This window comes from Variovorax sp. Varisp46, from assembly GCF_059491885.1.
This window is the reverse complement of sequence record NZ_CP168515.1, coordinates 6,050,686-6,076,696: the sequence shown is the minus strand read 5'-3', so window position 1 is coordinate 6,076,696 and position 26,011 is coordinate 6,050,686. Positions and strand designations below refer to the sequence as shown.

At 67.5% G+C, this 26,011-nt stretch carries 24 protein-coding genes; 14 read left to right on the top strand and 10 right to left on the bottom strand.

Going from position 1 to position 26,011, the window contains the following annotated elements:
* The first annotated feature begins 8 nt into the window (after positions 1-8).
* The 12 genes from ACEN9N_RS28615 (at position 9) to ACEN9N_RS28560 (ending at position 12,962) form a co-directional block, all read left to right on the top strand.
* Entirely contained in the window at positions 9-1,199 is a 1,191-nt protein-coding gene (locus ACEN9N_RS28615) for an acetyl-CoA C-acyltransferase (protein WP_007837540.1), read from the top strand.
* A 10-nt stretch (positions 1,200-1,209) separates the two neighbouring features.
* Complete coding sequence (locus ACEN9N_RS28610) at positions 1,210-2,418, top strand: acyl-CoA dehydrogenase family protein (protein ID WP_495655078.1); 1,209 nt, start codon at positions 1,210-1,212, stop codon at positions 2,416-2,418.
* Between the two features lie 11 nt (positions 2,419-2,429).
* The gene (locus tag ACEN9N_RS28605; RefSeq protein ID WP_495655077.1) at positions 2,430-3,572 is read left to right on the top strand and encodes an acyl-CoA dehydrogenase family protein; all 1,143 of its coding nucleotides are present in this window, start codon (positions 2,430-2,432) and stop codon (positions 3,570-3,572) included.
* The gene (locus ACEN9N_RS28600) at positions 3,569-4,381 is read left to right on the top strand and encodes an oxepin-CoA hydrolase, alternative type (RefSeq protein WP_495655076.1); all 813 of its coding nucleotides are present in this window, start codon (positions 3,569-3,571) and stop codon (positions 4,379-4,381) included. Before ACEN9N_RS28605 ends, ACEN9N_RS28600 begins: the two co-directional genes overlap by 4 nt.
* Before the next feature lie 70 nt (positions 4,382-4,451).
* Complete coding sequence (locus ACEN9N_RS28595; RefSeq protein ID WP_413316074.1) at positions 4,452-5,660, top strand: CaiB/BaiF CoA transferase family protein; 1,209 nt, start codon at positions 4,452-4,454, stop codon at positions 5,658-5,660.
* 40 nt (positions 5,661-5,700) lie between these two features.
* Positions 5,701-6,690, top strand: a complete 990-nt coding sequence (locus ACEN9N_RS28590) for a Bug family tripartite tricarboxylate transporter substrate binding protein (protein WP_495655075.1) — start codon at positions 5,701-5,703, stop codon at positions 6,688-6,690.
* A gap of 114 nt (positions 6,691-6,804) precedes the next feature.
* Positions 6,805-8,712 (top strand): acyl-CoA synthetase, encoded by a 1,908-nt coding sequence (locus tag ACEN9N_RS28585; protein ID WP_495656432.1) that lies wholly within the window; start codon positions 6,805-6,807, stop codon positions 8,710-8,712.
* A gap of 32 nt (positions 8,713-8,744) precedes the next feature.
* Positions 8,745-9,740 carry a Bug family tripartite tricarboxylate transporter substrate binding protein gene (locus ACEN9N_RS28580; RefSeq protein ID WP_495655074.1) on the top strand — a complete coding sequence of 332 codons (996 nt, stop codon included), beginning with the start codon at positions 8,745-8,747 and terminating at the stop codon, positions 9,738-9,740.
* Positions 9,741-9,771: 31 nt separating this feature from the next.
* A complete protein-coding gene (locus tag ACEN9N_RS28575; protein WP_413315489.1) occupies positions 9,772-10,521 on the top strand; it encodes an electron transfer flavoprotein subunit beta/FixA family protein in 750 nt (249 codons plus the stop codon).
* A 2-nt stretch (positions 10,522-10,523) separates the two neighbouring features.
* Positions 10,524-11,456 (top strand): electron transfer flavoprotein subunit alpha/FixB family protein, encoded by a 933-nt coding sequence (locus tag ACEN9N_RS28570; protein WP_495655073.1) that lies wholly within the window; start codon positions 10,524-10,526, stop codon positions 11,454-11,456.
* Positions 11,457-11,588: 132 nt separating this feature from the next.
* On the top strand, positions 11,589-12,560 hold the full coding sequence (locus tag ACEN9N_RS28565) for a nucleoside hydrolase (protein ID WP_495655072.1): 972 nt from the start codon (positions 11,589-11,591) through the stop codon (positions 12,558-12,560).
* A gap of 69 nt (positions 12,561-12,629) precedes the next feature.
* The gene (locus tag ACEN9N_RS28560) at positions 12,630-12,962 is read left to right on the top strand and encodes a hypothetical protein (RefSeq protein ID WP_495655071.1); all 333 of its coding nucleotides are present in this window, start codon (positions 12,630-12,632) and stop codon (positions 12,960-12,962) included.
* Between the two features lie 86 nt (positions 12,963-13,048).
* Here the strand turns inward: ACEN9N_RS28560 and ACEN9N_RS28555 are convergent, their stop codons facing one another.
* The 6 genes from ACEN9N_RS28555 to ACEN9N_RS28530 all read right to left on the bottom strand — a co-directional run bounded on the left by ACEN9N_RS28555 (position 13,049) and on the right by ACEN9N_RS28530 (position 19,029).
* Positions 13,049-13,786, bottom strand: coding sequence for an amino acid ABC transporter ATP-binding protein (locus tag ACEN9N_RS28555; protein ID WP_056513337.1), 738 nt, complete (start codon positions 13,784-13,786; stop codon positions 13,049-13,051).
* A gap of 39 nt (positions 13,787-13,825) precedes the next feature.
* Positions 13,826-14,515 (bottom strand): amino acid ABC transporter permease, encoded by a 690-nt coding sequence (locus ACEN9N_RS28550; protein ID WP_007838246.1) that lies wholly within the window; start codon positions 14,513-14,515, stop codon positions 13,826-13,828.
* A gap of 1 nt (position 14,516) precedes the next feature.
* On the bottom strand, positions 14,517-15,248 hold the full coding sequence (locus ACEN9N_RS28545; protein WP_007838244.1) for an amino acid ABC transporter permease: 732 nt from the start codon (positions 15,246-15,248) through the stop codon (positions 14,517-14,519).
* 97 nt (positions 15,249-15,345) lie between these two features.
* The gene (locus ACEN9N_RS28540; protein ID WP_007838242.1) at positions 15,346-16,245 is read right to left on the bottom strand and encodes an amino acid ABC transporter substrate-binding protein; all 900 of its coding nucleotides are present in this window, start codon (positions 16,243-16,245) and stop codon (positions 15,346-15,348) included.
* A gap of 168 nt (positions 16,246-16,413) precedes the next feature.
* A complete protein-coding gene (locus ACEN9N_RS28535; RefSeq protein ID WP_007838240.1) occupies positions 16,414-17,868 on the bottom strand; it encodes an aspartate ammonia-lyase in 1,455 nt (484 codons plus the stop codon).
* 171 nt (positions 17,869-18,039) lie between these two features.
* On the bottom strand, positions 18,040-19,029 hold the full coding sequence (locus tag ACEN9N_RS28530; protein WP_007838238.1) for a LysR substrate-binding domain-containing protein: 990 nt from the start codon (positions 19,027-19,029) through the stop codon (positions 18,040-18,042).
* A gap of 61 nt (positions 19,030-19,090) precedes the next feature.
* Here ACEN9N_RS28530 and ACEN9N_RS28525 point away from each other — a divergent pair, with 61 nt between their 5' ends.
* Positions 19,091-20,533, top strand: coding sequence for an amidase (locus ACEN9N_RS28525; protein WP_495655070.1), 1,443 nt, complete (start codon positions 19,091-19,093; stop codon positions 20,531-20,533).
* A 108-nt stretch (positions 20,534-20,641) separates the two neighbouring features.
* Here ACEN9N_RS28525 and ACEN9N_RS28520 read toward each other — a convergent pair whose 3' ends face one another.
* A complete protein-coding gene (locus ACEN9N_RS28520; protein WP_413316105.1) occupies positions 20,642-21,580 on the bottom strand; it encodes a 2-hydroxyacid dehydrogenase in 939 nt (312 codons plus the stop codon).
* A 40-nt stretch (positions 21,581-21,620) separates the two neighbouring features.
* On the bottom strand, positions 21,621-23,453 hold the full coding sequence (locus ACEN9N_RS28515) for an ABCB family ABC transporter ATP-binding protein/permease (protein WP_495655069.1): 1,833 nt from the start codon (positions 23,451-23,453) through the stop codon (positions 21,621-21,623).
* Positions 23,454-23,494: 41 nt separating this feature from the next.
* Between ACEN9N_RS28515 and ACEN9N_RS28510 the strand changes: the two genes are divergently transcribed.
* Positions 23,495-23,920 (top strand): acyl-CoA thioesterase, encoded by a 426-nt coding sequence (locus tag ACEN9N_RS28510; protein ID WP_007834091.1) that lies wholly within the window; start codon positions 23,495-23,497, stop codon positions 23,918-23,920.
* 6 nt (positions 23,921-23,926) lie between these two features.
* On the opposite strand, the gene ACEN9N_RS28505 is transcribed toward ACEN9N_RS28510, so the two are convergent.
* Positions 23,927-25,033: an ABC transporter substrate-binding protein gene (locus tag ACEN9N_RS28505; protein WP_042673490.1), complete on the bottom strand. Its 1,107-nt coding sequence runs from the start codon at positions 25,031-25,033 to the stop codon at positions 23,927-23,929.
* 183 nt (positions 25,034-25,216) lie between these two features.
* Positions 25,217-25,981: an enoyl-CoA hydratase gene (locus ACEN9N_RS28500; protein WP_413316102.1), complete on the bottom strand. Its 765-nt coding sequence runs from the start codon at positions 25,979-25,981 to the stop codon at positions 25,217-25,219.
* Positions 25,982-26,011 lie beyond the last annotated feature (30 nt).

The following is a 26,011-nucleotide window of genomic DNA, read 5'->3' as shown; positions in this document are numbered from 1 at the left end:
CCATTTCCATGCGTGAAGCCGTCATCGTTTCCACCGCCCGCACCCCTCTCACCAAGGCGCATCGCGGCGAATTCAACATCACCCCCGGCGCCACGCTGGCCTCCTTCGCGGTGAAGGCCGCGGTCGAGCGCTCGGGCCTGGACCCGGCGCTGATCGAGGACGCGATCCTCGGCTGCGGCTATCCCGAGGGCACCACCGGCCGCAACATCGCGCGCCAGAGCATCATCCGCTCGGGCCTGCCCATCAGCATCGCCGGCACCACGGTGAACCGCTTCTGCGCCTCGGGCCTTCAGGCCATCGCGATGGCCGCCGGCCGCATCGTCGTGGACGGCGCGCCGGCCATGATCGCGGGCGGCGTGGAGAGCATCTCGCAGATCCGCGGCCGCAGCCCCGGCGACGGTGGCGACCTCAGCCTGGACCCGTGGATCGTCGAGCACAAGCCCGATCTCTACATGGCCATGATCGACACGGCCGACATCGTCGCCAAGCGCTACAACATCAGCCGCGAAGCGCAGGACCGCTTCTCCGCCGAGAGCCAGCGCAAGACCGAAGAGGCGCAACTGGCCGGCCGCTACAAGGACGAGATCGTGGCCTGCACCACCACGATGGCCGTGACCGACAAGGAGACCAAGGAAGTCACTTATCGCGAAGTCACCGCCACCGAGGACAACTGCAACCGCCGCGGCACCACCTACGAAGCGCTCGCCAAGCTGAAGCCGGTGATGGGCGAGGACAAGTTCATCACCGCCGGCAACGCCTCGCAGCTGTCCGACGGCGCATCGGCCTGCGTGCTGATGGAGGCCAGGGACGCGGAGCGCGCCAACATCAAGCCGCTGGGCGCCTTCCGCGGCCTCGCGCTGGCCGGCTGCGAGCCCGACGAGATGGGCATCGGCCCGGTCTTCGCGGTGCCCAAGCTGCTCGCGCGCCACGGCCTGAAGGTCGAGGACATCGGCCTGTGGGAACTCAACGAAGCCTTCGCCTCGCAGTCGATCTACTGCCAGGACAGGCTGGGCATTCCCTCGGAGCGCCTGAACGTGAACGGCGGCGCGATCTCCATCGGCCATCCTTTCGGCATGACCGGCGCCCGCCTCACGGGCCATGTGCTCATCGAAGGCAAGCGCCGCGGCGCCAAATACGCCGTGGTCACGATGTGCATCGCCGGTGGCATGGGCGCTGCCGGCCTGTTCGAGATTTATTGAGGAGCCCGCGATGGACCTGAACTTCACCTCCGAAGAAGAAGCCTTCCGCAGCGAAGTGCGCGCCTTTCTGGCCGCCAAGCTGCCGGTGCGGCTGTCCGAGAAAGTGCGCAGCGGCAAGATCCTCGAGAAGGCCGACATGGAGGAATGGCACACCATCCTCAACGAGCGCGGCTGGCTCGCCAACCACTGGCCCGAGCAGTACGGCGGCCCCGGCTGGACGGCGGTCGAGAAATTCATCTTCGAGCACGAATGCGCGCTGGCTTTTGCGCCGCGCATCGTGCCCTTCGGCGTGAACATGCTGGGTCCGGTGCTCATCAAGTACGGCAACGAGGCGCAGAAGCGCCGCTGGCTGCCGCGCATCCTGAACGGCGACGACTGGTGGTGCCAGGGCTACTCGGAACCCGGCGCGGGCTCCGACCTCGCGGCCGTGAAGACCTCGTCCGTGCGCGGCCTCGACGCGCAGGGCGACCACTTCATCGTGAACGGCCAGAAGACCTGGACCACGCTGGGCCAGCACGCCAACATGATCTTCTGCCTGGTGCGCACGAACCGCGAGGCGAAGAAGCAGGAAGGCATCAGCTTCCTGCTGATCGACATGACTTCGCCCGGCGTGGAAGTGCGCCCGATCATCACGCTCGACGGCGAGCATGAAGTGAACGAGGTGTTCTTCTCCGACGTGCGCGTGCCGGCCGAGAACCTGGTCGGCGAAGAGAATAAGGGCTGGACCTGCGCCAAGTACCTGCTGACGTACGAGCGCACCAACATCGCGGGCGTGGGCTTCTCGGTGGCCGCGCTGGAGCAGCTCAAGGGCATCGCCGCGACGCAAACGAAGAACGGCAAGCCATTGAACGAAGACCCTGCGTTCGCGGCACGCATGGCACGCGTCGAGATCGACCTGGAGAACATGAAGACCACCAACCTGCGCGTGATCGCGGCGGTGGCCGGCGGCGGCGTGCCGGGCGCGGAAAGCTCGATGCTCAAGATCCGCGGCACCGAGATCCGGCAGGAGATCTCGTCGCTCGCGCGCCGCGCGATGGGCGTCTACGGCCGGCCCTTCATCGAGGAAGCGCTGCACGACGGCTTCGACGGCGAGACCTTCGGCCCGGCCTACGCGAAGGCAGCCGCATCGCGCTACTTCAACAACCGCAAGCTGTCGATCTTCGGCGGCTCGAACGAAATCCAGAAGAACATCATCAGCAAGATGATCCTGGGCCTGTAAGGAGACATGCAATGAACTTCGAACACACCGAAGACCGGCGCATGCTCGCCGACAGCCTGAACCGCTTCATCGCCGAGCAGTACGCCTTCGATGCGCGCGACCGCATCGCGAAGTCGCAGCACGGGTTCAGCAAGGAAATCTTCCAGCAGTTCGCCGAACTGGGCGTGATCGGCGCGCTGTTCGGCGAGGCCGATGGCGGCTTCGGCGGCGGCGGCTTCGACATTGCCGTGGTCTTCGAGGCACTGGGCCGCGGCCTCGTGGTCGAGCCGCTGCTGGGCGCGGTGATGGTCGGCGAGGCGATCAGCGCCGCCGGCAGCGACGCGCAGAAAAAGAAGCTCGGCGACATCATCAACGGCGTGACCGTCGCGGCCTTCGCGCACGACGAAGCCGACACGCACTACGAGCGCACGCGCGTACAGACCAGGGCCGAACGCAGCGGCGACGGCTGGGTGCTGCACGGCGCCAAGGCCGTGGTGCCGCAGGGCGAGCAGGCCGACCTGTTCCTGGTTTCCGCGCGCACCTCGGGCAACGTGGACGACGAAACCGGCATCTCGCTGTTCCTCGTGCCCGCCAAGACTGCGGGCCTCGCGGTGCGCGGCTGCCCCTCGATCGACGGCGGCCGGGTCGCCGAGCTCGCGTTCGACGGCGTCAAGCTGGGCGCCGGCGCGCTGCTCGGCGCCGAAGGCCAGGGCCACGCCACGCTGGAACGCGCCATCGGCCGCGGCGTGCTCGCGCTGTGCGCCGAAGCGCTGGGCGCGATGGAAGCCGCCAAGGCCGCCACGCTGGAATACCTGCGCACGCGCAAGCAGTTCGGCATTCTCATCGGCAGCTTCCAGGCGCTGCAGCACCGCATGGCCGACCTGCTGCTCGAGATCGAGCAGGCCCGCTCGGCCGTGATCAACGCCGCGGCCGCCATCGACGGCACGGACCGCGTGGCGCGCGAGCGCGCGCTCTCGGCCGCCAAGTTCAGCATCGGCCGCATCGGTGCGCTGGTGGCGGAAGAAAGCATCCAGATGCACGGCGGCATCGGCATGACCTGGGAGCTGCCGCTGCCGCACTACGCCAAGCGCCTCGTGATGATCGACCACCAACTGGGCGACGAAGATCACCACTTGCAGCGCTATATCGCGCTCGGCAAGGAGCTGGCGGCATGAGCGGCAAGACCGTGTTGATCTCGCAGGAAGGCGCCGTCCGCATCCTGACCAACAGCAACCCCGCCGCGCGCAACGCGATCACGCCGACGCTGTATGCCGAGCTCTCGGCCGCGCTCGTCGATGCGCAGGACGACCCCGAGGTCGGCGCCATTGTCTTCACCGGCGCGGGCGATTTCTTCTGCTCCGGCGGCGACCTCAACCTGCTGGCCAAGCGGCGCGAACTGCCGGCGGCCGAGCGCCGCGAGATTCTCGAAGGCCTCAACAACCTGATCCGCGCGCTGCGCGACTGCAGCAAGCCCGTGATCGCGGCCGTGGAAGGCGGCGCGGCCGGCGCGGGCCTGTCGATGGCGCTGGCCTGCGACATGCTCGTGTCGGCGCGCGATGCGTTCTACACAGTCGCCTATGTGAAGGTCGGCCTCACGCCGGACGGCGGCGCCACGGCCTTCCTCGCGGAGTTCGTCTCGCGCCAGGTGCTGACCGAGATGTGCCTGACCGGCGACCGCATGCCGGCCGAGCGCCTGCATGCGCTGGGCGCCGTCAACCGCCTCACCGACAAGGGCGCCGCGCTGGCCGAGGCCATCGCGCTCGCGGCCAAGGTCGCGACCGGTCCGCAGCGCGCGAGCGCACGCATCAAGACGCTGTGCCGCCAGGCGCACCACGCCACGCTCGAAGAGCAGCTCGACGCCGAGGCCGTGTTCATGGTCGAGTCGCAAGGCGACGCCGAATCGGCCGAAGGCATCGGTGCGTTCCTCGGCAAGCGCAGCGCCGATTTCGTCGCGCTGCGCCGCCGCAAGCAGGCCGCGTCCTGACGCGCGCCGTGCCCCTTCCTCCAGACCCTTGCGCGCGGGTGCGGGGGTTTTCAATCTTTCCGGAGTTGCCATGTCCTCGCTGAATTCCTCGCTGCCGCTGGCCGGCGTGCGCGTCCTCGATCTGTCCCGCATCCTCGCGGGGCCCTGGTGCGGCATGGTGCTGGCCGACATGGGCGCCGAGGTCATCAAGGTCGAGCACCCGGGCCGCGGCGACGACACGCGCGACTGGGGCCTGCGCGTCGGCAAGACCGAGACGGCCTACTTCAACAGCGTGAACCGCAACAAGCGCTCGGTCACGCTCGACCTGCAGACGCCCGAAGGCCAGCAGCTCGCGCGCGATCTCGCCAAGCAGTGCGACGTGGTGATCCAGAACTTCAAGTTCGGCGGCATCGACAAGCTGGGCCTCGGCTACGAGCAGTTGAGCAAGGAGCAGCCGGGTCTCATCTACTGCTCGATCTCGGGCTACGACCGCACCGGGCCCGAAGCCGCGCGGCCGGGCTACGACCTCGTCGTTCAAGGCGAGGCCGGGCTGATGGCGCTCAATGGCGAAGCGAACCAACCGCCGCTGAAGTTCGGCGTGGCCGCGGTCGACCTGTTCACCGGCATGTACTCGGCGCAGGCCATCCTGGCCGCGCTCTACCAGCGCGAGAAGACCGGCAAGGGCCGGCACGTGGAGATGGCGCTGTTCGACTGCGGCCTGATGATCACCGCCTACTACGGCCTCGAGGCGCTGCTGATGGGCGAAGACCCGCCACGCTACGGCAACTCGCATCCCTCGATCGTGCCGTACGGCGTGTTCGACGCGGCCGACGGCCCGCTCGTCATCACCGTGGGCAACAACGCGCAGTTCGCGCGCTTCTGCACCGATGTGATCGAACGGCCCGACCTCGCAGCCGACGAGCGCTTCAAGACCAACATCCTGCGTTCCGCGAACCGCGCGGTGCTGCTGCCCGAACTGCATGCCGAACTGGCGAAGCGCCAGCGCGCCGACCTGCTCGCCAGGCTCACGGCTTCGGGCATTCCGTGCGGCGAGGTGCTGGGCCTGCTGGAGGCGCTGCAATCGAAGCGCGCCACCGACGCCGGCCTCGTCACCACGCAGCCGCATCCGGTGGCCGGCACGGTCAACGTGCTGGCGCCCCCCTACCGTTTCGACGGCGAGCGCCTGCCCGTGCGCAGCGCGCCGCCCACCCTGGGCGAAGGCACGCACGACGTGCTGCAGTCGCTGCTCGGCCTGTCGGACGAAAAGCTGGCGGCCCTGAAAACGAGTGGCGTCGTCTGAAGAAGACAGGCGCCCGCATTTCCAAAGTAGACAAGACCCAATGGCCTCCCTTTCCCTCCCCAGTCCCATTCGCCGCGCCCTTCTCGCACTCGCCCTGCCGCTCATCGCTGGCAGCGCCTTCGCCCAAGCGTGGCCTGCAAAGCCCATCACGCTGATCGTGCCCTTCCCGCCCGGTGGCCCGACCGACGTGGCCTCGCGCATCGTGGCGCAGAAGATGTCGGCCGCGCTCAAGCAGAACATCGTGATCGACAACCGCAGCGGCGCCTCGGGCACCGTGGGCGCCGCCGCCGCGGCCCGCGCCGCGCCCGACGGCTACACCTTCGTGATGCTGGCCACGCCGACGCTGCTGGCCGCGCACCTGTACGGCCCGACCGGCTACGACATCTTCAAGAACTTCACGCCCGTGGGCTCGGTGTACGACCTGCCGATCGTGCTGGTGGTCAACCCCAAGTCGCTGCCCGAGGTGAACAGCCTGCAGGGCCTGATCGCGAAGGCCAAGGCCGAAGGCGGCAAGCTCAACTACACGACGGCCGGCGCCGGCAGCTTCGGCCACCTGACGACCGAGCAGCTCAAGACCATCGGCAAGTTCGACATGCAGCACGTGCCCTATCGCGGCAGCGCGCCGGCAGTGACCGACCTGATAGGCGGCCAGGTGCCCGCGATGTTCTCCGACCTCGTGGGCGTGCTGCCGCACGTCAAGGCCGGCAAGCTGCGCGCCATCGCGGTCGGCTCCGGCCAGCGCGTGAGCCTGCTGCCCGACGTGAAGACGGTGGCCGAGCAGGGCTTCCCGGGCTTCGATGCGACCTCGTGGGGCGGCCTGCTGGCGCCCGCCGGCACGCCCAAGGACGTGGTCGACCGCATGAGTGCCGAACTGAAGGCGGCGCTGGCCGACAAGGAAGTGCAGGACAGGCTCCAGGGCGTCGGCTCCTTCGCGGCCTACCGCACGCCCGAGCAGACCGGCGCGCGCATGCGCGAGGATTTCGAGCGCTGGGGCAAGGTCATTCGCGACAACCACATCACGGCCCAGTAAAACGGCAGGCGGCCGACGACCGGCATCAAGGAGACAGACATGACAAACAACGAAAACAAGAACCACAAGACGCCGGTCGGCGCGCCGTTCCGCCCCGCATTTCCCGTCCGCAGCCTGGCGGACATCCACCGGCTCGAAGAGACACCGCTGGAACAGGCGCTCACGGTGCGCAGCACCTACGAGATCTTCCGCAACGCGGGCCTTGCCTTCGGCGGCAAGACCGCGCTGACCTTCCTGCGCACCGGCAACCCGGCCGACGAGCCGATCCGCTGGTCGTACGCCGAACTGCTCGCGCGCATCCACCAGACCGCGAACATGCTGCACGCGCTGGGCGTCGGGCCCCACGATGCGGTCGCGGTGCTTTTGCCCGGTTGCCTGGAGTACCACCTCGCGCTGTGGGGTGGAGAGGCGGCCGGCATCGTGCAGCCGCTGAACCCGCTGCTGACCGACGAGAAGCTGGTCGCGCTGATGACCGCCGGCCGCGCCAAGGTGCTGATCGCCTACGGCTCGGACGCCGAATCGGGCATGTGGTCGAAGGCCATGCGCCTGCGCGGCCAGGTGCCCACGCTGACCACCGTGCTGCGCGTGGCGCCGCACGACGAGGTGCCGGGCACGGCCGGCACGCTGCCTGGAGCAGGATCGGACAGCGCGACCGCGCTGCCGGGCGTGGCGGAGTTCGATGTGCTGCGTGCGGCACAACCATCTGATCGGCTCGTGAGCGGGCGGGACATCGCACCCACCGACATCGCTGCGTACTTCCACACCGGCGGCACCACGGGCGCGCCGAAGCTCGCGCGCCACAGCCACGGCGCGCAGGTGTTCACCGCCTGGGCCAGCGTGCAGGTCGCGGGCATGAACGAGAACGGCATCTCCATCAACGGCTACCCGCTGTTCCATGTGGCGGGCGTGCTGCCGGCCTCGCTGGCGGCGCTGTCGGCGGGCGTGGAGGTGATCATCCCGACGACCTCGCTGCTGCGCAACAAGGAGGTGCTGGCCAACTACTGGAAGCTGGTGGAGAAGTACCGCCCGACCTCGCTCTCGGCCGTGCCCACCGTGCTCGCGGCGCTGGCCAACGTGCCGCTGAACGGCGCGGACATTTCATCGATCACCTACTGCCGCACCGGCGCCGCCGTGCTTGCGCCCGAGCTGGCCGCGCGCTTCGAGCGCCTGTTCGGCCTGCACGTGCACGAGAGCCTGGGCATGACGGAGATGGCCGGCATCTCGACCATCACGCCGCCGGGTGTGGACGGGCCCGCGGGCTGCGTGGGCTTTCGGCTGCCGTACATGCAGATGCGCGTGGTGGCGCTCGACGAGAACGGCAATGCCAGCGACCGCGAGTTGGCGCCGGGCGAAACCGGCATGGTGCTGTTCAAGTCGCCGAACCTGTTCTCGGGCTTCGTGGACCCGGCCGACAATGCCAAGGCCTTCACGGCCGACGGCTGGCTCGCCACCGGCGACCTCGGCTGGATCGACAGCGAAGAGCGGCTCAACCTCACGGGCCGCTCGAAAGACCTGATCATCCGCAGCGGCCACAACATCGACCCCAAGACCATCGAGGACGCGCTGGGTGCGCACCCGGCTGTGCAGCTGTGCGCCGCGGTGGGCGCGCCCGATGCCTATGCGGGCGAACTGCCCGTGATCTTCGCGACCCTGGTGCCCGGTGCATCGGCAACGGAAGAAGAGCTGCTGGCCTTCACCGCCGCGCGCGTCGACGAGGCGCCGGCGCGGCCCAAGTGGGTGTCGGTGATCGGGGCCATGCCGATGACCAACGTGGGCAAGATCTACAAGCCCGAGCTGCGCGCGATGGCCGCGCTGCAGGTGGTGAACGCGGCCGTCGCCGAAGCCTGCGCCGAACTCGGCGTGCCAGAGGCCGCGCTGCCCGTCGTGAAGACTGAAGGCGAGAGCCTCGTACGCGTGCAGATCGACAGCGCCGCGGCAGGCTCGCTCGCCGCGCCGCTGCAGGAACGGCTGCAGAAGGCGCTGGAGCCGCTGCCGTTCAAGACGCGCATCGCGGCGCAATGATCTTTTTCAGAAACCATAGACAGAGACAAGCCATGACCTTCCGCCTTCCGACCCGGCGCGCGCTGCTGCTGTGCGCCACTGCTTCCGTCGCCGCGCTGTGCATGCAGGCACAGGCGCAGAACGCCTACCCGAACAAGCCGATCCGCATGGTCGTGCCCTTCGCCGCGGGTGGCGCCACCGACGTGCTGGCGCGCGTGCTGGGCCAGAAGATGTCGGCCGGCCTGGGCCAGCCCATCATCATCGACAACAAGCCCGGCGCGGCCGGCATCATCGGCACCGACGCGGTCGCTAAGTCGGCGCCCGACGGCTACACCATCGTGCTGGGCCTGAGCAATTCGCTCATGACCAACGAGTTCCTCTACGAGAAGCTGCCCTACGACACGCAGCGCGACCTTACGCTGGTCTATCAGATCGCGATGGCGCCGCTGGTGCTGGTGGTGCACCCCAGCGTGCCGGCGAAGACCGGGCCGGAGCTGCTGAAGTACGTCGTCGCCAACAAGGGCAAGGTGGCCTACGGCTCGTACGGCGTGGGCGCTTATCCGCACCTGGCCGGCGCGCACATGAGCCTGGCGACACAGTCCGACATGAGCCACGTCGCCTACAAGGGCGAGGCGCCGATGATGCAGGACCTGATCGGCGGCCAGATCCAGATGGCCTACGCGAGCGCGCTGGTGGCCAAGCCGCACATCGATTCCGGAAAGATCCGCGCGCTGGGCGTGACCGGCGAGCGCCGCATGAGCACGCTGCCCAACGTGCCCACGCTGGCCGAGCAGGGCATGAAGGACGAGGCCTATCGCGTGACCGGCTGGCTCGCCGTCGCCATGCCCGCGAAGACGCCGAAGCCCATCGTGGACCGCATCGCCGAAGAAGTGCGCAAGGCCACGCAGCAGCCCGACGTGCGCGAGCGCGTGGCGGCCATGGGCTTCGAGATCAAGGACAGCTCGCCCGAGCTCTTCGCCGCAGCCTGGAAGCAGGAACGCCCGGTGTGGGAGCGGCTGATCAAGCAGTCGGGCGCCAAGCTCGAGTAATCCATTTCTTTGTCATTCAAGAGGAACAGCCATGAAGGTTCTCGTACCTGTCAAACGGGTCGTCGATTACAACGTCAAGGTGCGCGTGAAGAGCGACGGCACCGGGGTGGACATTGCCAACGTCAAGATGAGCATGAACCCCTTCGACGAGATCGCGGTGGAAGAAGCGGTTCGCCTGAAGGAAAAGGGCGTGGTCACCGAGGTCATCGCCGTGTCCTGCGGTGACGCCAAGTGCCAGGAAACCCTGCGCACCGCCATGGCCATCGGCGCCGACCGCGGCATCCTGGTCGAGACCACCGAAGAACTGCAGCCCCTGGCCGTGGCCAAGCTGCTCAAGGCCCTGGTCGACAAGGAACAGCCCCAGCTCATCATCCTGGGCAAGCAGGCCATCGACGACGACGCCAACCAGACCGGCCAGATGCTGGCAGCCCTGGCTGACCTTCCCCAGGCCACCTTCGCCTCCAAGGTCGAAGTCGCCGACGGCAAGGCCACGGTCACCCGCGAAGTCGACGGCGGCCTGGAGACTGTTGCTCTCACGCTGCCCGCGGTCATCACCACCGACCTGCGCCTGAACGAGCCGCGCTACGTGACGCTGCCCAACATCATGAAGGCCAAGAAGAAGCAGCTCGACGTCTTCAAGCCCGAGGACCTGGGCGTGGATGTCAAGCCGCGCCTGAAGACCCTCAAGGTCAGCGAGCCGCCCAAGCGCGGTGCCGGCATCAAGGTGCCTGACGTTGCAACGCTGGTGGACAAACTGAAGAACGAAGCGAAGGTGATCTGAACATGACCGCACTTGTTATTGCCGAACACGACCACGCGAGCGTCAAGCCCGCGACCCTGAACACCGTGACCGCAGCGCTGGCCTGCGGCGGCGACGTCCACGTGCTCGTGGCCGGAGCCAATGCTGCCGAAGCCGGCAAGGCCGCCGCGCAGATCGCCGGCGTGGCCAAGGTCATCGTGGCCGACAGCCCGAGCCTGGCCGAGAACCTGGCCGAGAACGTCGCAGCCCAGGTGCTGGCGATCGCATCCAGCTACAGCCACATCCTGTTCCCCTCGACCGCCAACGGCAAGAACGTCGCGCCGCGCGTGGCCGCCAAGCTCGACGTGGCGCAGATCAGCGACATCACCAAGGTCGACAGCCCCGACACCTTCGAGCGTCCGATCTATGCAGGCAATGCCATCGCCACCGTGCAGAGCGCAGACCCGATCAAGGTGATCACGGTGCGCACGACCGGCTTCGACGCCGCAGCTGCGACCGGTGGCAGCGCCACGGTCGAAACGGCCGAAGGCGTGGCCGACAGCGGCAAGAGCAGCTTCGTGGGCCGGGAAGTCACGAAGAGCGAACGCCCCGAGCTGACGGCCGCCAAGATCATCGTCTCGGGCGGCCGGGCCCTGGGCAGCGCCGAGAAGTTCACCGAGGTGATGGCGCCGCTGGCCGACAAGCTCAACGCGGGCCTGGGCGCCAGCCGCGCAGCCGTGGATGCGGGCTACGCGCCGAACGACTGGCAGGTGGGCCAGACGGGCAAGATCGTGGCGCCGCAGCTGTACATCGCTGCCGGCATCTCGGGTGCGATCCAGCACTTGGCCGGCATGAAGGACTCCAAGGTGATCGTGGCGATCAACAAGGACGAGGAAGCGCCGATCTTCTCGGTGGCCGACTACGGGCTCGTGGCCGACCTGTTCACGGCTGTGCCGGAACTGGTGAAGGCGCTGTAGCCAGCAGCGTGCCCTGTGCACCGCCCCGAAAAAGTCGCCAGCCAACGCCGGCGACGCGCCCTGACAGGCACCGGCGCTCTGGCAGACTTGCCCGGCAGGGCGCACCTTTCGCGCCCGCCGAGGAACCTTGTCATGCAACCCACGCCATCCACCGACGCCACGGTGCACACGCTCATCATCGACACCGACCCCGGCGCCGATGACGTGATCGCGCTGCTGTTCGCGATGGCGGCGCCCGAGCGGCTGCGCATCGAGGCGCTGACGACGGTGGCCGGCAACGTGCCGCTGGCCAAGACCTCGCGCAACGCACGGCTGGCCTGCGAATGGGCCGGGCGGCCGGAGATCCCGGTGTACGCGGGCGCCGAGCGGCCCCTGCAGCGCACGCCGATCTACGCGGCCAACATCCACGGCAAGGAGGGCCTCACGGGCGTCGATGTGTACGAGCCCGCCGCGCCGCTGGCCGATGGCCATGCGGTCGACTACCTGGTGCGCACGCTGCGCGCCGCCCCCGAGAAGAGCGTGACGCTCGCGATGCTCGGCCCGCAGACCAACCTTGCACTGGCGCTCGAGCAAGCCCCCGACATCGTGCGCGGCCTGCGCGAGCTGGTGCTCATGGCCGGCGCACATTTCAACGGCGGCAACATCACGCCGGTGGCCGAGTTCAACGTGTTCGCCGACCCGCATGCGGCCGAGGCGGTGCTGCTGAAGAGCGGCGTGCCCATCACCATGCTGCCGCTGGACGTGACACACAAGATCCTCACGAGCGACGAACGCATCGCGCGGCTGCGCGGCCTCGGCAACCGGGCCGGCGCGATCGTCGCGGACATCCTCGACGCCTACGCCCCTCAGGAGATGAAGCACTACGACATGCCGGGCGGCCCGGTGCACGACGCCACCGTCACGGCCTACCTGCTGCAGCCTTCGCTCTTCAAGGGCAGGCGCATCCACGTGGAGGTCGACAGCCGCGAGGGCATGGGCTTCGGCCAGACGGTGGCCGACTGGTACGGCAGCCTGCATCGCGCACCCAACGTGAACTGGATCGTCGACGGCGATGCGCAAGGCTTCTTCGATTTGCTGACGGAACACATTGCGCGGCTGCCCTGAGCACTCTCGCGCCGCCTTTCGCCGCTGCTGCCTTCACTGCGCGACCCTCGGGTACGCGCGGTCGTGGCGATGGCTCCGGCTGGCGCTCCCTTCACGGCCGCTTCGCTCGCGGACATCCGCGTGCCCACGCGGATCTACGAGGCGCAGCTGGACCGCTTCCTCGTTCCGCGCTTCCATGCCGAATGGGTCGCGCAGAACATGCCGGGCGCCGAACTCCAGCGGATCCCCGACGCCTGGCACTTCGCCTTCATGGACACCCCCTCGAGTGCGATCCCGACGGACGACGGGGACGTTCGGGCCGATCCGCCAGGCTTCGACCGCAAGGCGCTGCTGGCGCGGCTGGGCAGCGAGATTCCGGCGTTCTTCGACAAGGTGTTTGCGGCGAGCCCTGGCACGAAATAGATCGCTTGCACAGGGCCAGCCGCCAATGAAAAAGGGGCCGCGCTCTCGAAGCGCGGCCCCTTTTGCCTGAACCCGGCAGCGGCTTGTCAGTGCTGCAGGATCTTGTTCAGGAAGTCCTTGGTGCGCGGCTGACGGTTCTCCGGGTGGTTGAAGAACTCGTCCTTCGGGCAGTCTTCGAGGATCCTGCCGCCCACGTCGATGAAGATCACGCGGCTTGCAACCTTGCGGGCGAAGGCCATTTCGTGCGTGACCACCATCATGGTCATGCCTTCCTTGGCCAGGCTCACCATCACGTCGAGCACTTCGCCGACCATCTCGGGGTCGAGCGCCGAGGTGGGTTCGTCGAACAGCATCACGATCGGGTCCATCGACAGCGCACGGGCGATCGCCACGCGCTGCTGCTGGCCGCCCGACAGCTGGCCCGGGAACTTGTCCTTGTGCGCCATCAGGCCCACGCGGTCGAGCATCTTCAGGCCACGGGTCTTGGCTTCGTCGGGCGTGCGGCCCAGCACCTTGATCTGCGCGATCGTGAGGTTCTCGGTCACCGACAGGTGCGGGAACAGCTCGAAGTGCTGGAACACCATGCCGACCTTGGAGCGCAGCTTGGGCAGGTTGGTCTTGGGGTCGTGCAGCGGGATGCCGTTGACGGTGATCTCGCCCTTCTGGAAGGGCTCGAGCGCGTTCACGGTCTTGATGAGGGTGGACTTGCCCGAGCCCGAGGGCCCGCACACCACCACCACGTCGCCCTTGGAGATGTTCACGTTGCAGTCGTTGAGCACCTGCACCGGGCCATACCACTTCGATACGTTCTTGATTTCAATCATTTTTTCGGACATTTCTTTCTCTCCGGTTCAGCCACTCGGTCAGCGAATGATGGCGATCTTCTTGTGCAGGCGTTTCACCAGCCAAGAAAGGGCGTAGCACATGACGAAGTAAACGACGGCCGCGAGCAGGTACGCCTCGATCGGACGGCCGAAGTTCTTGCCCGCGGTTTCGAAGCCCTTGAGCATGTCGTAGGCGCCGATGGCGTAGACCAGCGAGGTGTCCTGGAACAGGATGATGGTCTGCGTGAGCAGCACCGGCAGCATGTTGCGGAAGGCCTGCGGCAGCACCACGAGACGCATGTTCTGGCCGTAGGTCATGCCCACCGCCTGGCCCGCGTTCACCTGGCCGCGCGGGATCGACTGGATGCCCGCGCGCATGATCTCGCTGAAGTACGCTGCCTCGAACGCGACGAAGGTGATCACGGCCGAGATTTCGGAGCGGTAGTTGGAACCGACCGAACCGAACAGCGAATAGAACGACGCCGGCACCAGCAGGAAGAACCACAGGATCACCATCACCAGCGGGATGCTTCGCATGCCGTTGACGTACAGCGCCGCGGGCGCATCGAGCCACTTCTTGCCCGACAGACGCATGAGCGCCAGCAGGGTGCCGAAGATCACGCCGCCGATGGTGGCCACTATCGTCAGCATGATGCTGAAGTAGAAGCCCTTGACGACGAAGTTGCTGATGACGTCCCAGTTGTAGAACGACAGGTCGAGATTCATCATGTCAGTGTCCTCCGCCGCCGCTGCTGGCCGAGACGATGAAGCCCGGTACGCGGGTCTTCTTCTCGATGAATGCCATGAGCCGGTTGATGACCAGGGCCGACACCACGTAGCACGCCGTCACCGCGAGGTAGACCTCGATGCCGCGCGAGGTTTCTTCCTGCGCCTGCATCGCGAACATGGTGAGCTCGGCGACCGACACGGCGAACGCGACGGACGAGTTCTTGAAGATGTTCATCGTCTCGCTCGTGAGCGGCGGGATGATGATGCGGTAGGCCATCGGCAGGATCACGTAGCGGTAGTACTGCGCGGTGGTGAAGCCCACCGCCATGCCCGCGTAGCGCTGGCCCTTGGGCAGCGCCTGGATGCCCGAGCGCACCTGCTCGGCGATGCGCGCCGAGGTGAAGAAGCCCAGCGCCAGCACCACGAGGATGAAGCTGGGCACGCCCTTCATCACCGGGATCAGCGCCGGGATCACGTGGTACCAGAGGAAGATCTGCACCAGCAGCGGGATGTTGCGGAACAGCTCCACCCACGCATTGCCCAGCCGCACCAGCCACGGGCTGTCAGGCAGCGTGCGGATGATGCCGATCAGCGAGCCCAGCACCAGTGCCACGATCAGCGCCAGCAGCGCGACCGACACCGTCCAGCCCCACGCCGAGAGCATCCATTGCAGGTAGCTCGGATATTCCCCCCCGGGGTCTTGCAGGAACACCTGCCAATCCCAGTTGCCCATTTGTATTTACTCCTTCTTCACCGTCTCTTCGAAAACCAGTCCCTTGAAAAGAAACGCCCACCGCGAAAGGTGGGCGTCATCACGCAGCGACGCGCGCTTATTCCTTGGTGACGTACTCTTCGGCCGGCTTGTCGTTCGGGTTGGCCCAGGCGTTCTTGGTGGCTTCGCCCAGCGGCAGGCCGATGGTCACGCCAGCCGGCGGGATCGGCTTCAGGAACCACTTGTCGTACAGCTTGGCGAGCTCGCCCGACTTGGCCTGCGCCTTGATGCTGTCGTCCACGGCCTTCTTGAAGGCCGGGTCATCCTTGCGGATCATGATGCCGATGGGTTCGACGGCCAGCACGTCCGGCAGGATCTTGTAGTCCTTCGGCGACTTCGACTTGGCGGCCAGGGCAGCCAGGATCGAGCCGTCCATCACGAAGGCGTCGGCACGGCCGGTTTCGAGCAGCAGGAAGCTGTCGGAGTGGTCCTTGCCGTAGACCTCCTTGAAGGTCAGGTTCTCGGCGCGCTTCTGCTTGCGCACGGTCTGCAGCGGCGTGGTGCCGGTGGTGGTGGCAACTGTCTTGTCCTTCAGGTCGGCCAGCGAGTGGATGCCCGAGTTGGCCTTGACGACGATCTTGGTTTCTTCGACGTAGGTGGTCACGCCGAAGGCCACGTCCTTCTGGCGGGTGGCGTTGTTGGTGGTGGAGCCGCACTCGATGTCCACGGTGCCGTTCTGCACCAGGGGAATGCGGTTCTGCGAGGTCACGGGCTGGTACTTGACTTCGAGCTTCTTGCCGACGGCCTTCTCGAGGTCCTTGATGATGTTGGCGCAGACGTCGTAGTGGAAGCCGGTGTATTGGCCGTTGCCCAGCGTGTACGACAGGCCCGAGGATTCACGCACGCCTTCGGTGATGGTGCCCGAAGCCTTGATCTTGGCCAGGGTGTCATTGGCCTGAGCGAAGACGCCGCTGGTGGCGAGCGCCGCGATTGCCAATGCCATTGCTTGTTTTTTCATACAGAAAACTCCTGAGGGTGACTGAAACAGATACAACTAAATTCTAGACATTCACATTTTGCGTGATACCCGGACCAACCCGGTGCATTCACACCCACGCTGCACCGGCCATGCGCATTGCAGCGCCAGCCTGGTGCGATCCTGCCTCCTGGCATTGTCCGACTTTCACTAAGCAGCCTTTGTGCCCGAAGGCTCGGCGGCCGGTGGAACCGGCGCGGCCGACAGGCGCACCGGCTGCGTCAGGTTCTCGGGCACCAGCAGCGCGTCCATCTCGGCGCGCGTCATGATGCCCAGCGACTCGGCCACCACGTCGATCGGCCCGCCCGTGGCGAGCGCGGTCTTGGCAATGAGCGCGGCCTTCTCGTAGCCGATGAGCGGGTTGAGCGCCGTGACCAGCGTGACCGATTCGCGCACCCGCTTGGCGAGGAACTCGCGGTTGGCCTCGATGCCGACGACGCAGTTCTTCTCCAGCGTGTTGCAGGCCCGGCTCAGGTGCTGGATGCTCTTGAACAGGCTCCAGCCCATGATCGGTTCGAAGGCGTTGAGCTGCAGCTGGCCGGCCTCGGACGCCATCGTGACTGTGACGTCGTTGCCGATGACCTCGAAGGCCACCTGGTTCATCACCTCGGGAATCACGGGGTTGACCTTGCCCGGCATGATCGACGAGCCCGCCTGCCGCGCCGGCAGCCGGATCTCGCCGAAGCCGGCCTGCGGGCCGCTGGACAGCAGGCGCAGGTCGTTGCAGGTCTTGCTGAGCTTGGTCGCCACGCGCTTGAGCACGCCCGACAGCTGCACGAAGGCACCCGTGTCCTGCGTGGCCTCGATGAGGTTGGCGGCCTGCTTGAGCGGCACGCCAGTCTGCTCTGCGAGGTACTGGCAGGCGAGGTTCGCGTAGCCGTGGGGCGCGTTGATGCCGGTACCGATGGCAGTCGCGCCGAGGTTGATTTCCTCGATGAGGGCGCGCGCCTCGCCCAGGCGGGCCTCGTCTTCCCCGATCATGATCGCGTAGGTCAGGAACTCCTGGCCCAGCGTCATCGGCACGGCATCTTGCAGCTGCGTGCGGCCGATCTTGAGGATGTCCTTGAATTCGAGCGCCTTGGCCTCGAAGCTGCGGCGCAGCGACGCCATCGATTCGAGCAGCCGGTCGATGGCGAACCACAGCGCCAGGCGCACGGCCGTGGGGTACACGTCGTTGGTGCTCTGCGAGGCGTTGACGTGGTCGTTGGGATGCAGCACGTCGTAGCGCGCCTTCTCGTGGCCCAGCTTCTCGAGCGCGAGGTTGCAGATGACCTCGTTGGCGTTCATGTTGGTCGAGGTGCCGGCGCCGCCCTGGATCACGTCGACCACGAACTCGTCGAGCAGCTTGCCGTCGACGATGTCCTCGCAGGCCAGGATGATGGCCGCCGCGCGGTCGCGGTCGATGGCGCCCAAGTCGGCGTTGGCGCGCGTGGCGGCCTTCTTCACGTAGGCCAGTGCACGCACCAGGTCGGGCATGGCCGAGATGCGGGTGCCGGAGATGGGGAAGTTCTCGACCGCGCGGGCCGTGTGCACGCCCCAGTAGGCGACGGCGGGGATCTGCTTGTCGCCGAGGAAGTCGTGTTCAGTCCTGAAATTGGAGCTCATGCTGGTTCCTCGGCTTAAAAAAAAGCACGCGCAAGGCGCGTGCCGGGCTGTGCTGCTTGCAACGGCAAAAAAACTGCCGCGACTGTAGTGGCGCCGGTTCAAGGGCGCCAATGCCGTTTGCGGGGGGTCCTATGCGTGGCATTTATAGATTGTGCGTTGCACAAAATCCGGTCATTGACGCTGGGGCTGCGTGCCGACCAGGTAAGACCATAACGCATCGGCAGTGCGTTTGGGCTGCAAGCCCTCGGAGGTCGAAGCCTTCGCAGTGCGGCCGCCACCGGCCCTGAGCGGGGCCGCCATGCCAGGCCGCTCGCGGTAGGCGCGGATCTCCATCGTCGCCTCCAGGCTGTCGATCTCGGGCGGCAGCGCGCTCACGAGCTTGCGCGCCTTGATCTCCTTGCGCACCGCGCTCTGCGGCAGGAAGGCGATACCGTGCCCTTCGAGCGCCATCACCTTCAGGCCCTCGGCCATGTCGGTTTCGTAGACCCGGTCGAGGTGGATGGCGGTGCCCGATTCCTTCAGCAACTGGTCGACCACGCGCCCCAGGTAGGCGCCCGGCGCATAGCCCAGGTAGGGCAGCGGCTGGCCGGGCCGGCCCGGCAGGCGGTAGCGCGGCGCGCCCTCGGCATCGGCCTTGACCCAGGGGGCGACGGTTTCCTCGCCGAGGCTGACCATCTCGTACTTGTTGGCGTCGAGCTGCAGCGGCTGCGAGGGGTGGTGGTAGGCGATCAGCAGGTCGCAGCTGCCTTCGACCAGCCGCAGCACCGCGTCATGCACGTTGAGCGCGATCAGGCGGCTCTTGATGGGCCCGAAATGCTCCCTGAGGCTGGTCACCCACGAGGGAAAGAAGGTGAAGGCCAGCGTGTGCGGCACGGCAATTTCGATCACATCCTGCCCGGCGGCCGAGTGCCCGCGCAGCATGGCCCGGGTGCTCTGCAGCGACTGCAGCATCTCGATGGCCTGGCTGTAGAGCGTCTGGCCCGCTGGCGTGAGCCGCGTGGGGTACGAACTGCGGTCCACCAGGTCGGTGCCGGCCCAGCCTTCGAGCGCCTGGATGCGGCGGGAGAACGCCGGCTGCGTCACATGCCTCAATTGCGCCGAGCGGCTGAAGCTGCGGGTTTCCGCCAAACTGATGAAGTCTTCGAGCCACTTGGTTTCCATACGCGGCGATTATGCGAGCGCCGCGCCATACTGGGCGCCCCCTCCTTTTCCCGCACTCGCCATGCCTTCAGCCGACCTGCTCGAACTCAGCGCCACCGAACTCTCCCGCCGCATCGCCGCGCGCGACGTGTCCTGCCGCGAGCTGATGCAGGCCTCGCTGGCCCGCATTGAAGCGCTGAACCCGCGCTTCAACGCCATCGTGTCGTCGCGCGATCCGCAGCAGGTGCTGGCCGAGGCCGACGAGCGCGACGCCGAGCTGGCGCGCGGCGAGCGCCGCGGCTGGATGGACGGCTTTCCGCTGGCGGTGAAGGACCTCAGCCACGCCGCCGGCCTGCCGACCTCCATGGGCTCGCCGCTGTCGCCGCGCTCCGCCGCGCGGGCCAACAGCCTGCACGTGGCACGCGCCAGGGCGGCCGGCGCCGTGGTCATCGGCAAGACCAACACGCCCGAGTTCGGGCTCGGCTCGCACACCTACAACACCGTGTTCGGCATCACCCGCAACGCCTACGCGCCCGATCGCAGCGCGGGCGGCAGCAGCGGCGGCGCCGCGGTGGCGCTGGCCCTGGGCATGCTGCCCGTGGCGGACGGCAGCGACATGATGGGTTCGCTGCGCAACCCTGCCGCCTTCAACAACGTGATCGGCATGCGCCCCTCGCGCGGACGCGTGCCGGGCAACCCCGAGGAGGAACTGTTCTTCCAGCAGCTGGGCTGCGAAGGCCCGATGGCGCGCACCGTGGAAGACGCCGCGCGGCTGCTGGCCGTGCAGGCGGGCTTCGACGGACGCGTGCCGCTGTCGTCGCCGCACGCCCTGCCCTCGGCCGACGAACTGCAACTCGAAGGCGACGGCAAAGGCCTGCGCATCGGCTGGCTGGGCAGCATCTGGCCCGACCTGCCGCTGGAGCCGGGCATCCGCGAGTTGGGCGAGAAAGCGCACGGCACCTTCCGCGACATCGGCTGCGAGGTCGAACCCTGCACGCTCGACGTGCCGCGCGAGCACAACTGGAGCGCCTGGTTGCGCCTGCGGCAGTTGCTGGTGGGCGGCAAGCTGGGCGCCTACCTGAGCGATCCGAAGCTGTTCGCGCAGCTCAAGCCGGAGGCGCAATGGGAGATCGAGCAGAGCCGTCACCTGGATGCGGCCTCGCTCTACCAGGCCTCGGTGTACCGGTCGAACGTGTATCGCGCGTTCCTGAAGCTGTTCGAACGCTTCGACTTCGTGCTGGCGCCGACCGCGCAGGTGTTTCCGTTCGACGCGGAAATGCACTGGCCGAAGGAAGTCGCTGGCGTGGCGAGCGACACGTACCACCGCTGGATGGAGATCGTCACGCCTTTCACGCTGGCCGGGCTGCCGACCTTGAATGTGCGCGCCGGCTTCGGCGAAGGCGGGCTGCCGATGGGGCTGCAGCTGGCGGGGCCTATCCATGCGGACCTCGATGTGCTGCGGCTTGGGCATGCGTACGACCAGGCATGCGGCTGGGCCGCCCATCGCCCCCCAGTATTGGTTTGACTCCCTCCCCCGCTGGGGGAGGGCTGGGGTGGGGGCAAGCGGCGCCTCCATCGAGCGCCCTGCCCGCCCCCATCCCAACCTTCCCCCAGAGGGGGAAGGAGCAAGGCATCAGATGGGGGTGAGGACGCCACGCCCCGCGAAGTGCCCTTCGGCATTCGCGAGGAAGTGGTCCACCGACTTCTGCGTCGCCTCGGGCGACCAGCCGGCCATGTGCGGTGTCAGCAGCACGTTATCGAGGCCGATCAGCGGCTCGGGCCGCTTCGGCTCGCTCTCGTACACGTCGAGGCCGGCACCGGCGATGCGGTTCTCGCGCAGCGCGGCCGCCAGCGCCTCGGTGTCGACCACGCTGCCGCGCCCGATGCTCACCAGGTAGCCCTGCGGCCCGAGCGCGTCGAGCACTTCGGCATTGACCAGGTGCTTCGTAGCCGGGCCGCCCGGCGCGGCCAGTACGAGGAAGTCGGCCCATGTGGCAAGCGACTTCAGGTCGTCGAAGTAGCGGTGCGTCGCGCCTTCCTTCGGCTTGCGGTTGTGATAGCCCACCTCCATGTCGAACGCCGCCGCCCGCTTCGCGATCTTCTGCCCGATGGTGCCCATCCCCAGGATGCCCAGCTTCTTCCCCGACACGTTCGGCGGCTGCGGAATGGCCTCGCGCCACACGCCTTCGCGGCACAGCCGGTCGAGCTTGCGGAACTCGCGCACGATGCCGATCAGCAGGCCGAAGGCGTGGTCGGCCACGCAGTCGTCGTTGGTGCCCGCGCCGTTGGCCGTGGCGATGCCGCGTGCACGCGTGGCTTCGAGCGGCACGCCCTCGTAGCCCGCGCCCATGCAGCAGATCAGCTCCACGGCCGGCATGGCCGCGATTTCCTCGGGCGTGATGCCGATGACGCCGATGGTCAGCACCGCGCGGAACTTGTTGCCGTGCTCGGCAATGGCAGCCGCGCGCTGCGCGTCGCCGAAGGCATAGGTCATGTCGTAGACCTCGGCAATCTGGGCCTGGTGGGCGCTCGACAGGCTGTTGAGCACCAGCAGGGGAATCTTGGTCGACACGTGGGAACTCCTGAACGAAAAAATGAAATGGATGATCGCGCTACATCAGCGGTGCCGCTTCGCTCTTCTGCAAGGCCCACATCTGCGCGTAGCGGCCCTGCTTCGCGAGCAGCTCGGCGTGCGTGCCGCGCTCGACGATCACGCCCGACTCCAACACCAGGATCTCGTGCGCGTCAACCACCGTCGACAGCCGGTGCGCGATGACCAGCGTGGTCTTGTCCTGCGCGGCGCTCTTGAGCTCCGACTGGATGGCGCGCTCGTTGGCCGAGTCGAGCGCCGAGGTGGCCTCGTCGAAGATCACGATCGGCGGGTTCTTCAGCAGCGTGCGCGCGATGGCCACGCGCTGCTTCTCGCCGCCGGAGAGCTTGAGGCCGCGCTCGCCCACCGTCGTTTCGTAGCCCTTGGGCGTGGCCACGATGAAGTCGTGGATGCGCGCGGCGCGGGCCGCGGCCTCCACCTCTTCGCGCGTGGCGCCGGGGCGGCCGTAGGCAATGTTGTATTCGACCGTGTCGTTGAAGAGCACCGTGTCCTGCGGCACGATGCCGATCGCGCGGCGCACGCTCGACTGCGTGACTGCGCGGATGTCCTCGCCGCCGATGGTGATGCGGCCCTGCTGCACGTCGTAGAAGCGGTAGAGCAGCCGCGCGAGCGTCGACTTGCCCGAGCCCGAGGGGCCGACCACGGCCACCGTCTTGCCGGCCGGAATCTCGAAGCTCACGTGCTTGAGGATGGGCCGCGCGGGCTCGTAGGCGAAGCTCACGTCCTCGAAGCGCACGGTGGCGTCGGCGCCGGCCAGCGGCTGCGAGCCGGGCGCATCGCGCACCTCGCGCTCTTTTTCCATCAGCACGAACATCTTGTCGAGGTCGGTCAGGCTCTGCTTGATCTCGCGGTAGATCACGCCGAGGAAATTCAGCGGAATGTAGAGCTGGATCATGAAGGCGTTGACCATCACCAGGTCGCCCAGCGTCATGCGCCCGTCGACCACGCCCGAGGTGGCGCGCCACAGCATCAGCACCAGGCTGATGGCGATCAGCGCCTGCTGGCCGGTGTTGAGCATGCTCAGCGTGCGCTGGCTCTTGATGGCGGCCTTGCGGTAGCGGTCAAGGCTGGCGTCGTAGCGGCCGGCCTCGAAGTCCTCGTTGTTGAAGTACTTGACGGTCTCGTAGTTCAGCAGCGAATCGACCGCGCGACTCTGCGCCACCGAGTCGAGCTCGTTCATGGTCTTGCGGAACTGCGTGCGCCACTCGGTCACCGTGACGGTGAACGTGATGTACAGCACCAGCGCGGCCGCCGTGATCCAGACGAAGAGCGAATCGAACTTCACGCCCAGGATGGTGAGCACCAGCACCAGCTCGATGATGGTGGGCACGATGCTGTAGAGCGACATCGAGATCAGCGAGTGCACGCCGCGCGTGCCGCGCTCGATGTCGCGCGTCATGCCGCCGGTCTGGCGCTCCAGGTGGAAGCGCAGGCTCAGCGCGTGCAGGTGGCGGAACACCTCCAGCGCGATCTGCCGGGCCGTGCCCTCGGTGGCCTTGGCGAAGATCAGCTCGCGCAGCTCGCCGAAGAGCGAGGTCGAGAAGCGCAGCAGCCCGTAGGCCAGCAGCAGCCCGACGGGCACGATGAGCAGCGCCTGTGCCATGTCGGGCTTGGGCGTCATCGTGTCGACCAGGTTCTTCAGCAGCACCGGCACGCCGACGTTGGCCACCTTGGCGCCCACCATGAAGGCCAGCGCCGCGGCCACCCGCCACTTGTACTGCCAGAGGTAGGGAAACAGGCGGCGCAGCGTCGCCCAGTCGGAACGGTCACTGCGCGCCGGCGGGTGGCCGCCGGCTGTGTGGGGGGAAGGAAGGGCTTCGCCGCTGCGGCGCATGGAGGACAATCGTGGTTGCTTGTTTGTTCCAGATTGTGCCCATGTCAGATACTTCCAGTGCCGCCGCCGCGGCCACCCTCAAAAGCCTGCCCACCGACATGGAGCTGGTGCTCAAGGTCATTCCGATGCCGGCGGACTGCAACGCCAACGGCGACATCTTCGGCGGCTGGGTCATGGCGCAGTGCGACCTGGCCGGCTCGGTGATTCCGGCGCGCTACGCCAAGGGCCGGCAGGCGACGGTGGCGGTCAACGAATTCATCTTCAAGCAGCCGGTGCGGCTGGGCGACATTCTTTCGTTCTATTCGAAGCTGGTGCGCATCGGGCGCACCTCCGTCACGGTGACCGTCGAAGTCTTCGCCGAGCGCTTCCGCGCCCAGGGCGAGTACATCAAGGTCACGCAGGCTACCTTCACCTACGTGGCCATCGACGACAACGGCCGTCCGCGAGTGATCGAGCAGCAGCCCTGAACGAGTTCAGACGCCCGGATCGCGTACGCGCTCGAAGTGCTCGAACTCGCGGTTGACCCAGCGCCCCTCGCGGCGCTCGACGCGGCGGATGTACACCGTCTGCACGATGTCCCGCGTGTGCGCGTCGATCTCTATCGGGCCGCGCGGGCTGTCGAGCCGCACGCCCCGGAACGCGTCCACCAGCCGCTCGCCAACCGCGCCACCGTGCGCCACGGGCGAGGCCATCGCCGCGTCGATGGCCGCGAGCGCATCGTGGGCCGCGACGGCGAAATATCCCGGACGCAGGTGATCGCCGTACTCCGCCTGGAACGCCGACGTGAACCGGCGGTTGGCCGGCGACTCGTGCGCGAATGAATAGTGGTGGCTGGTGACGAGCCCATCGGCCAGCTCGCCGATACCCTCAAGGTAGTGGTCGTCGGTGGCGTCGCCCGTCGCGAGCAGGCGAATGCCGGCGTCGGCCATGCCGCGGTCGCGCCAGAACTTCAGGAAGGTGGCCGGCATCTGCCCCGACGGCAGGAAGAAGAACACCGCCTGTGGCTTGAGTTCGCGCAGCCGCAGCATGTAGGCCGAGTAGTCGAGCGTGGCCAGCGGCACCCGCAGCATCGCGCCGACCCGGCCTCCACCCGCGGTGATGCCCGATACGAAGGCGCTTTCGGCATCGACGCCCGAGGCGTAGTCGGCCACCACGGTGCAGACGTCGCGCAAGCCTTGCTGGAGCGCCCAGCGCGCCAGCGGCAGCGTGACCTGCCCGATGGTGAAGGACACCCGCACCGCGAACGGGCAGCGCGCCGTGATGCCCGAGGAGGCTGCGTTCATCACCACCAGCGGCAGCTTCGCCTGCGTGGCGACGCTGCCCACGGCATAGGCGTTGGAGCTGAAATCCAGGCCCGCCAGCAGGTCGACACGCTCGCTTTCCACGAGGTCCAGCGCATGGCGGCGCGCCTGGTCGGGCGCGCTGCCGGGCACGTCGCGCCGCAGCAGTTCGACCGGCCGGCCCGCGATGTTCTGGTTGTGCGCCGCCAGCCAGACGGCCATGCCGGCATCGAACTGCCGGCCACCGCCCGCATAAGGGCCGGACCACGAACCGATGACGCCGATGCGCAGCGGTCGCACCCGCGCCAAGGCCAGTGAAGGGGCCGCCAGGGCACCTGCCAGCAAACCGAAAGTACGCCGGCGCGAGAAGCGGAATGCTACTTTTTCAGTAGCGTCGTTTGCCTGCGGGCCGGGCGTCGCGAGGGTTCTTTTCTCTTGCACGCCGCGCAGTGTACGTATGCAGGCCCCGGCCCGGGAAGCGCGTCAGACCTTGGAGAAGTCCGGCTTGCGCTTCTCCATGAACGCGCCGAAGGCCTCGCGCGCCGCCGGTTCGCGCAGCATGCGACCGAAGCTCGCACCCTCTTCGCCCATGCGCTCCAGCACGGCAGGCATCTGCGCCTTCTTCAGCAGGCGCTTGGTTTCCACCAGCGCGCTCAGCGGCTTGGCGGCGAGCTTGCGGGCCTGCGTCTGCGCGATGGCGTTGGCCTCGGTCGGCGGCACCACGCGGTTGACCAGGCCCACCTCCAGCGCGGCCTCGGCCATGAAGGGCTCGCCCAGCAGCAACGCCTCGGCCGCGCGGTGGTAGCCCAGCATCTGCGGCACCAGCAGGCTCGACGCCGCTTCGGGGCACAGGCCGAGGTTCACGAAGGGCATCGAGAAGGCGGCGTTGTCGCCCGCATAGACGAGGTCGCAGTGGAACAGCATCGTGGTGCCGATGCCCACGGCCGGGCCGCACACGGCCGCGACGATGGGCTTGGGGAAGGTTGCGATGCCGCGCAGGAAGCGGAACACCGGCGATTCCTGCGTCGACGGCGGGCCGTTGAGGAAGTCGCCGATGTCGTTGCCCGCGCTGAAGATGGTCGGATCGCCCTGGATCAGCACGCAGCGCACGGCCGCATCGCTCTCGGCGGCGGCCAGCGCATCGGCCAGTTCGGCGTACATGCCGCTGGTGATCGAGTTCTTCTTGTCGACGCGGTTGAAAGTGAGGGTCATCACACCGGCTTCGGTGTGGACGAGGATGTCGCTCATGGGAATGGTCCTTGAATAAAGGGATTGGCG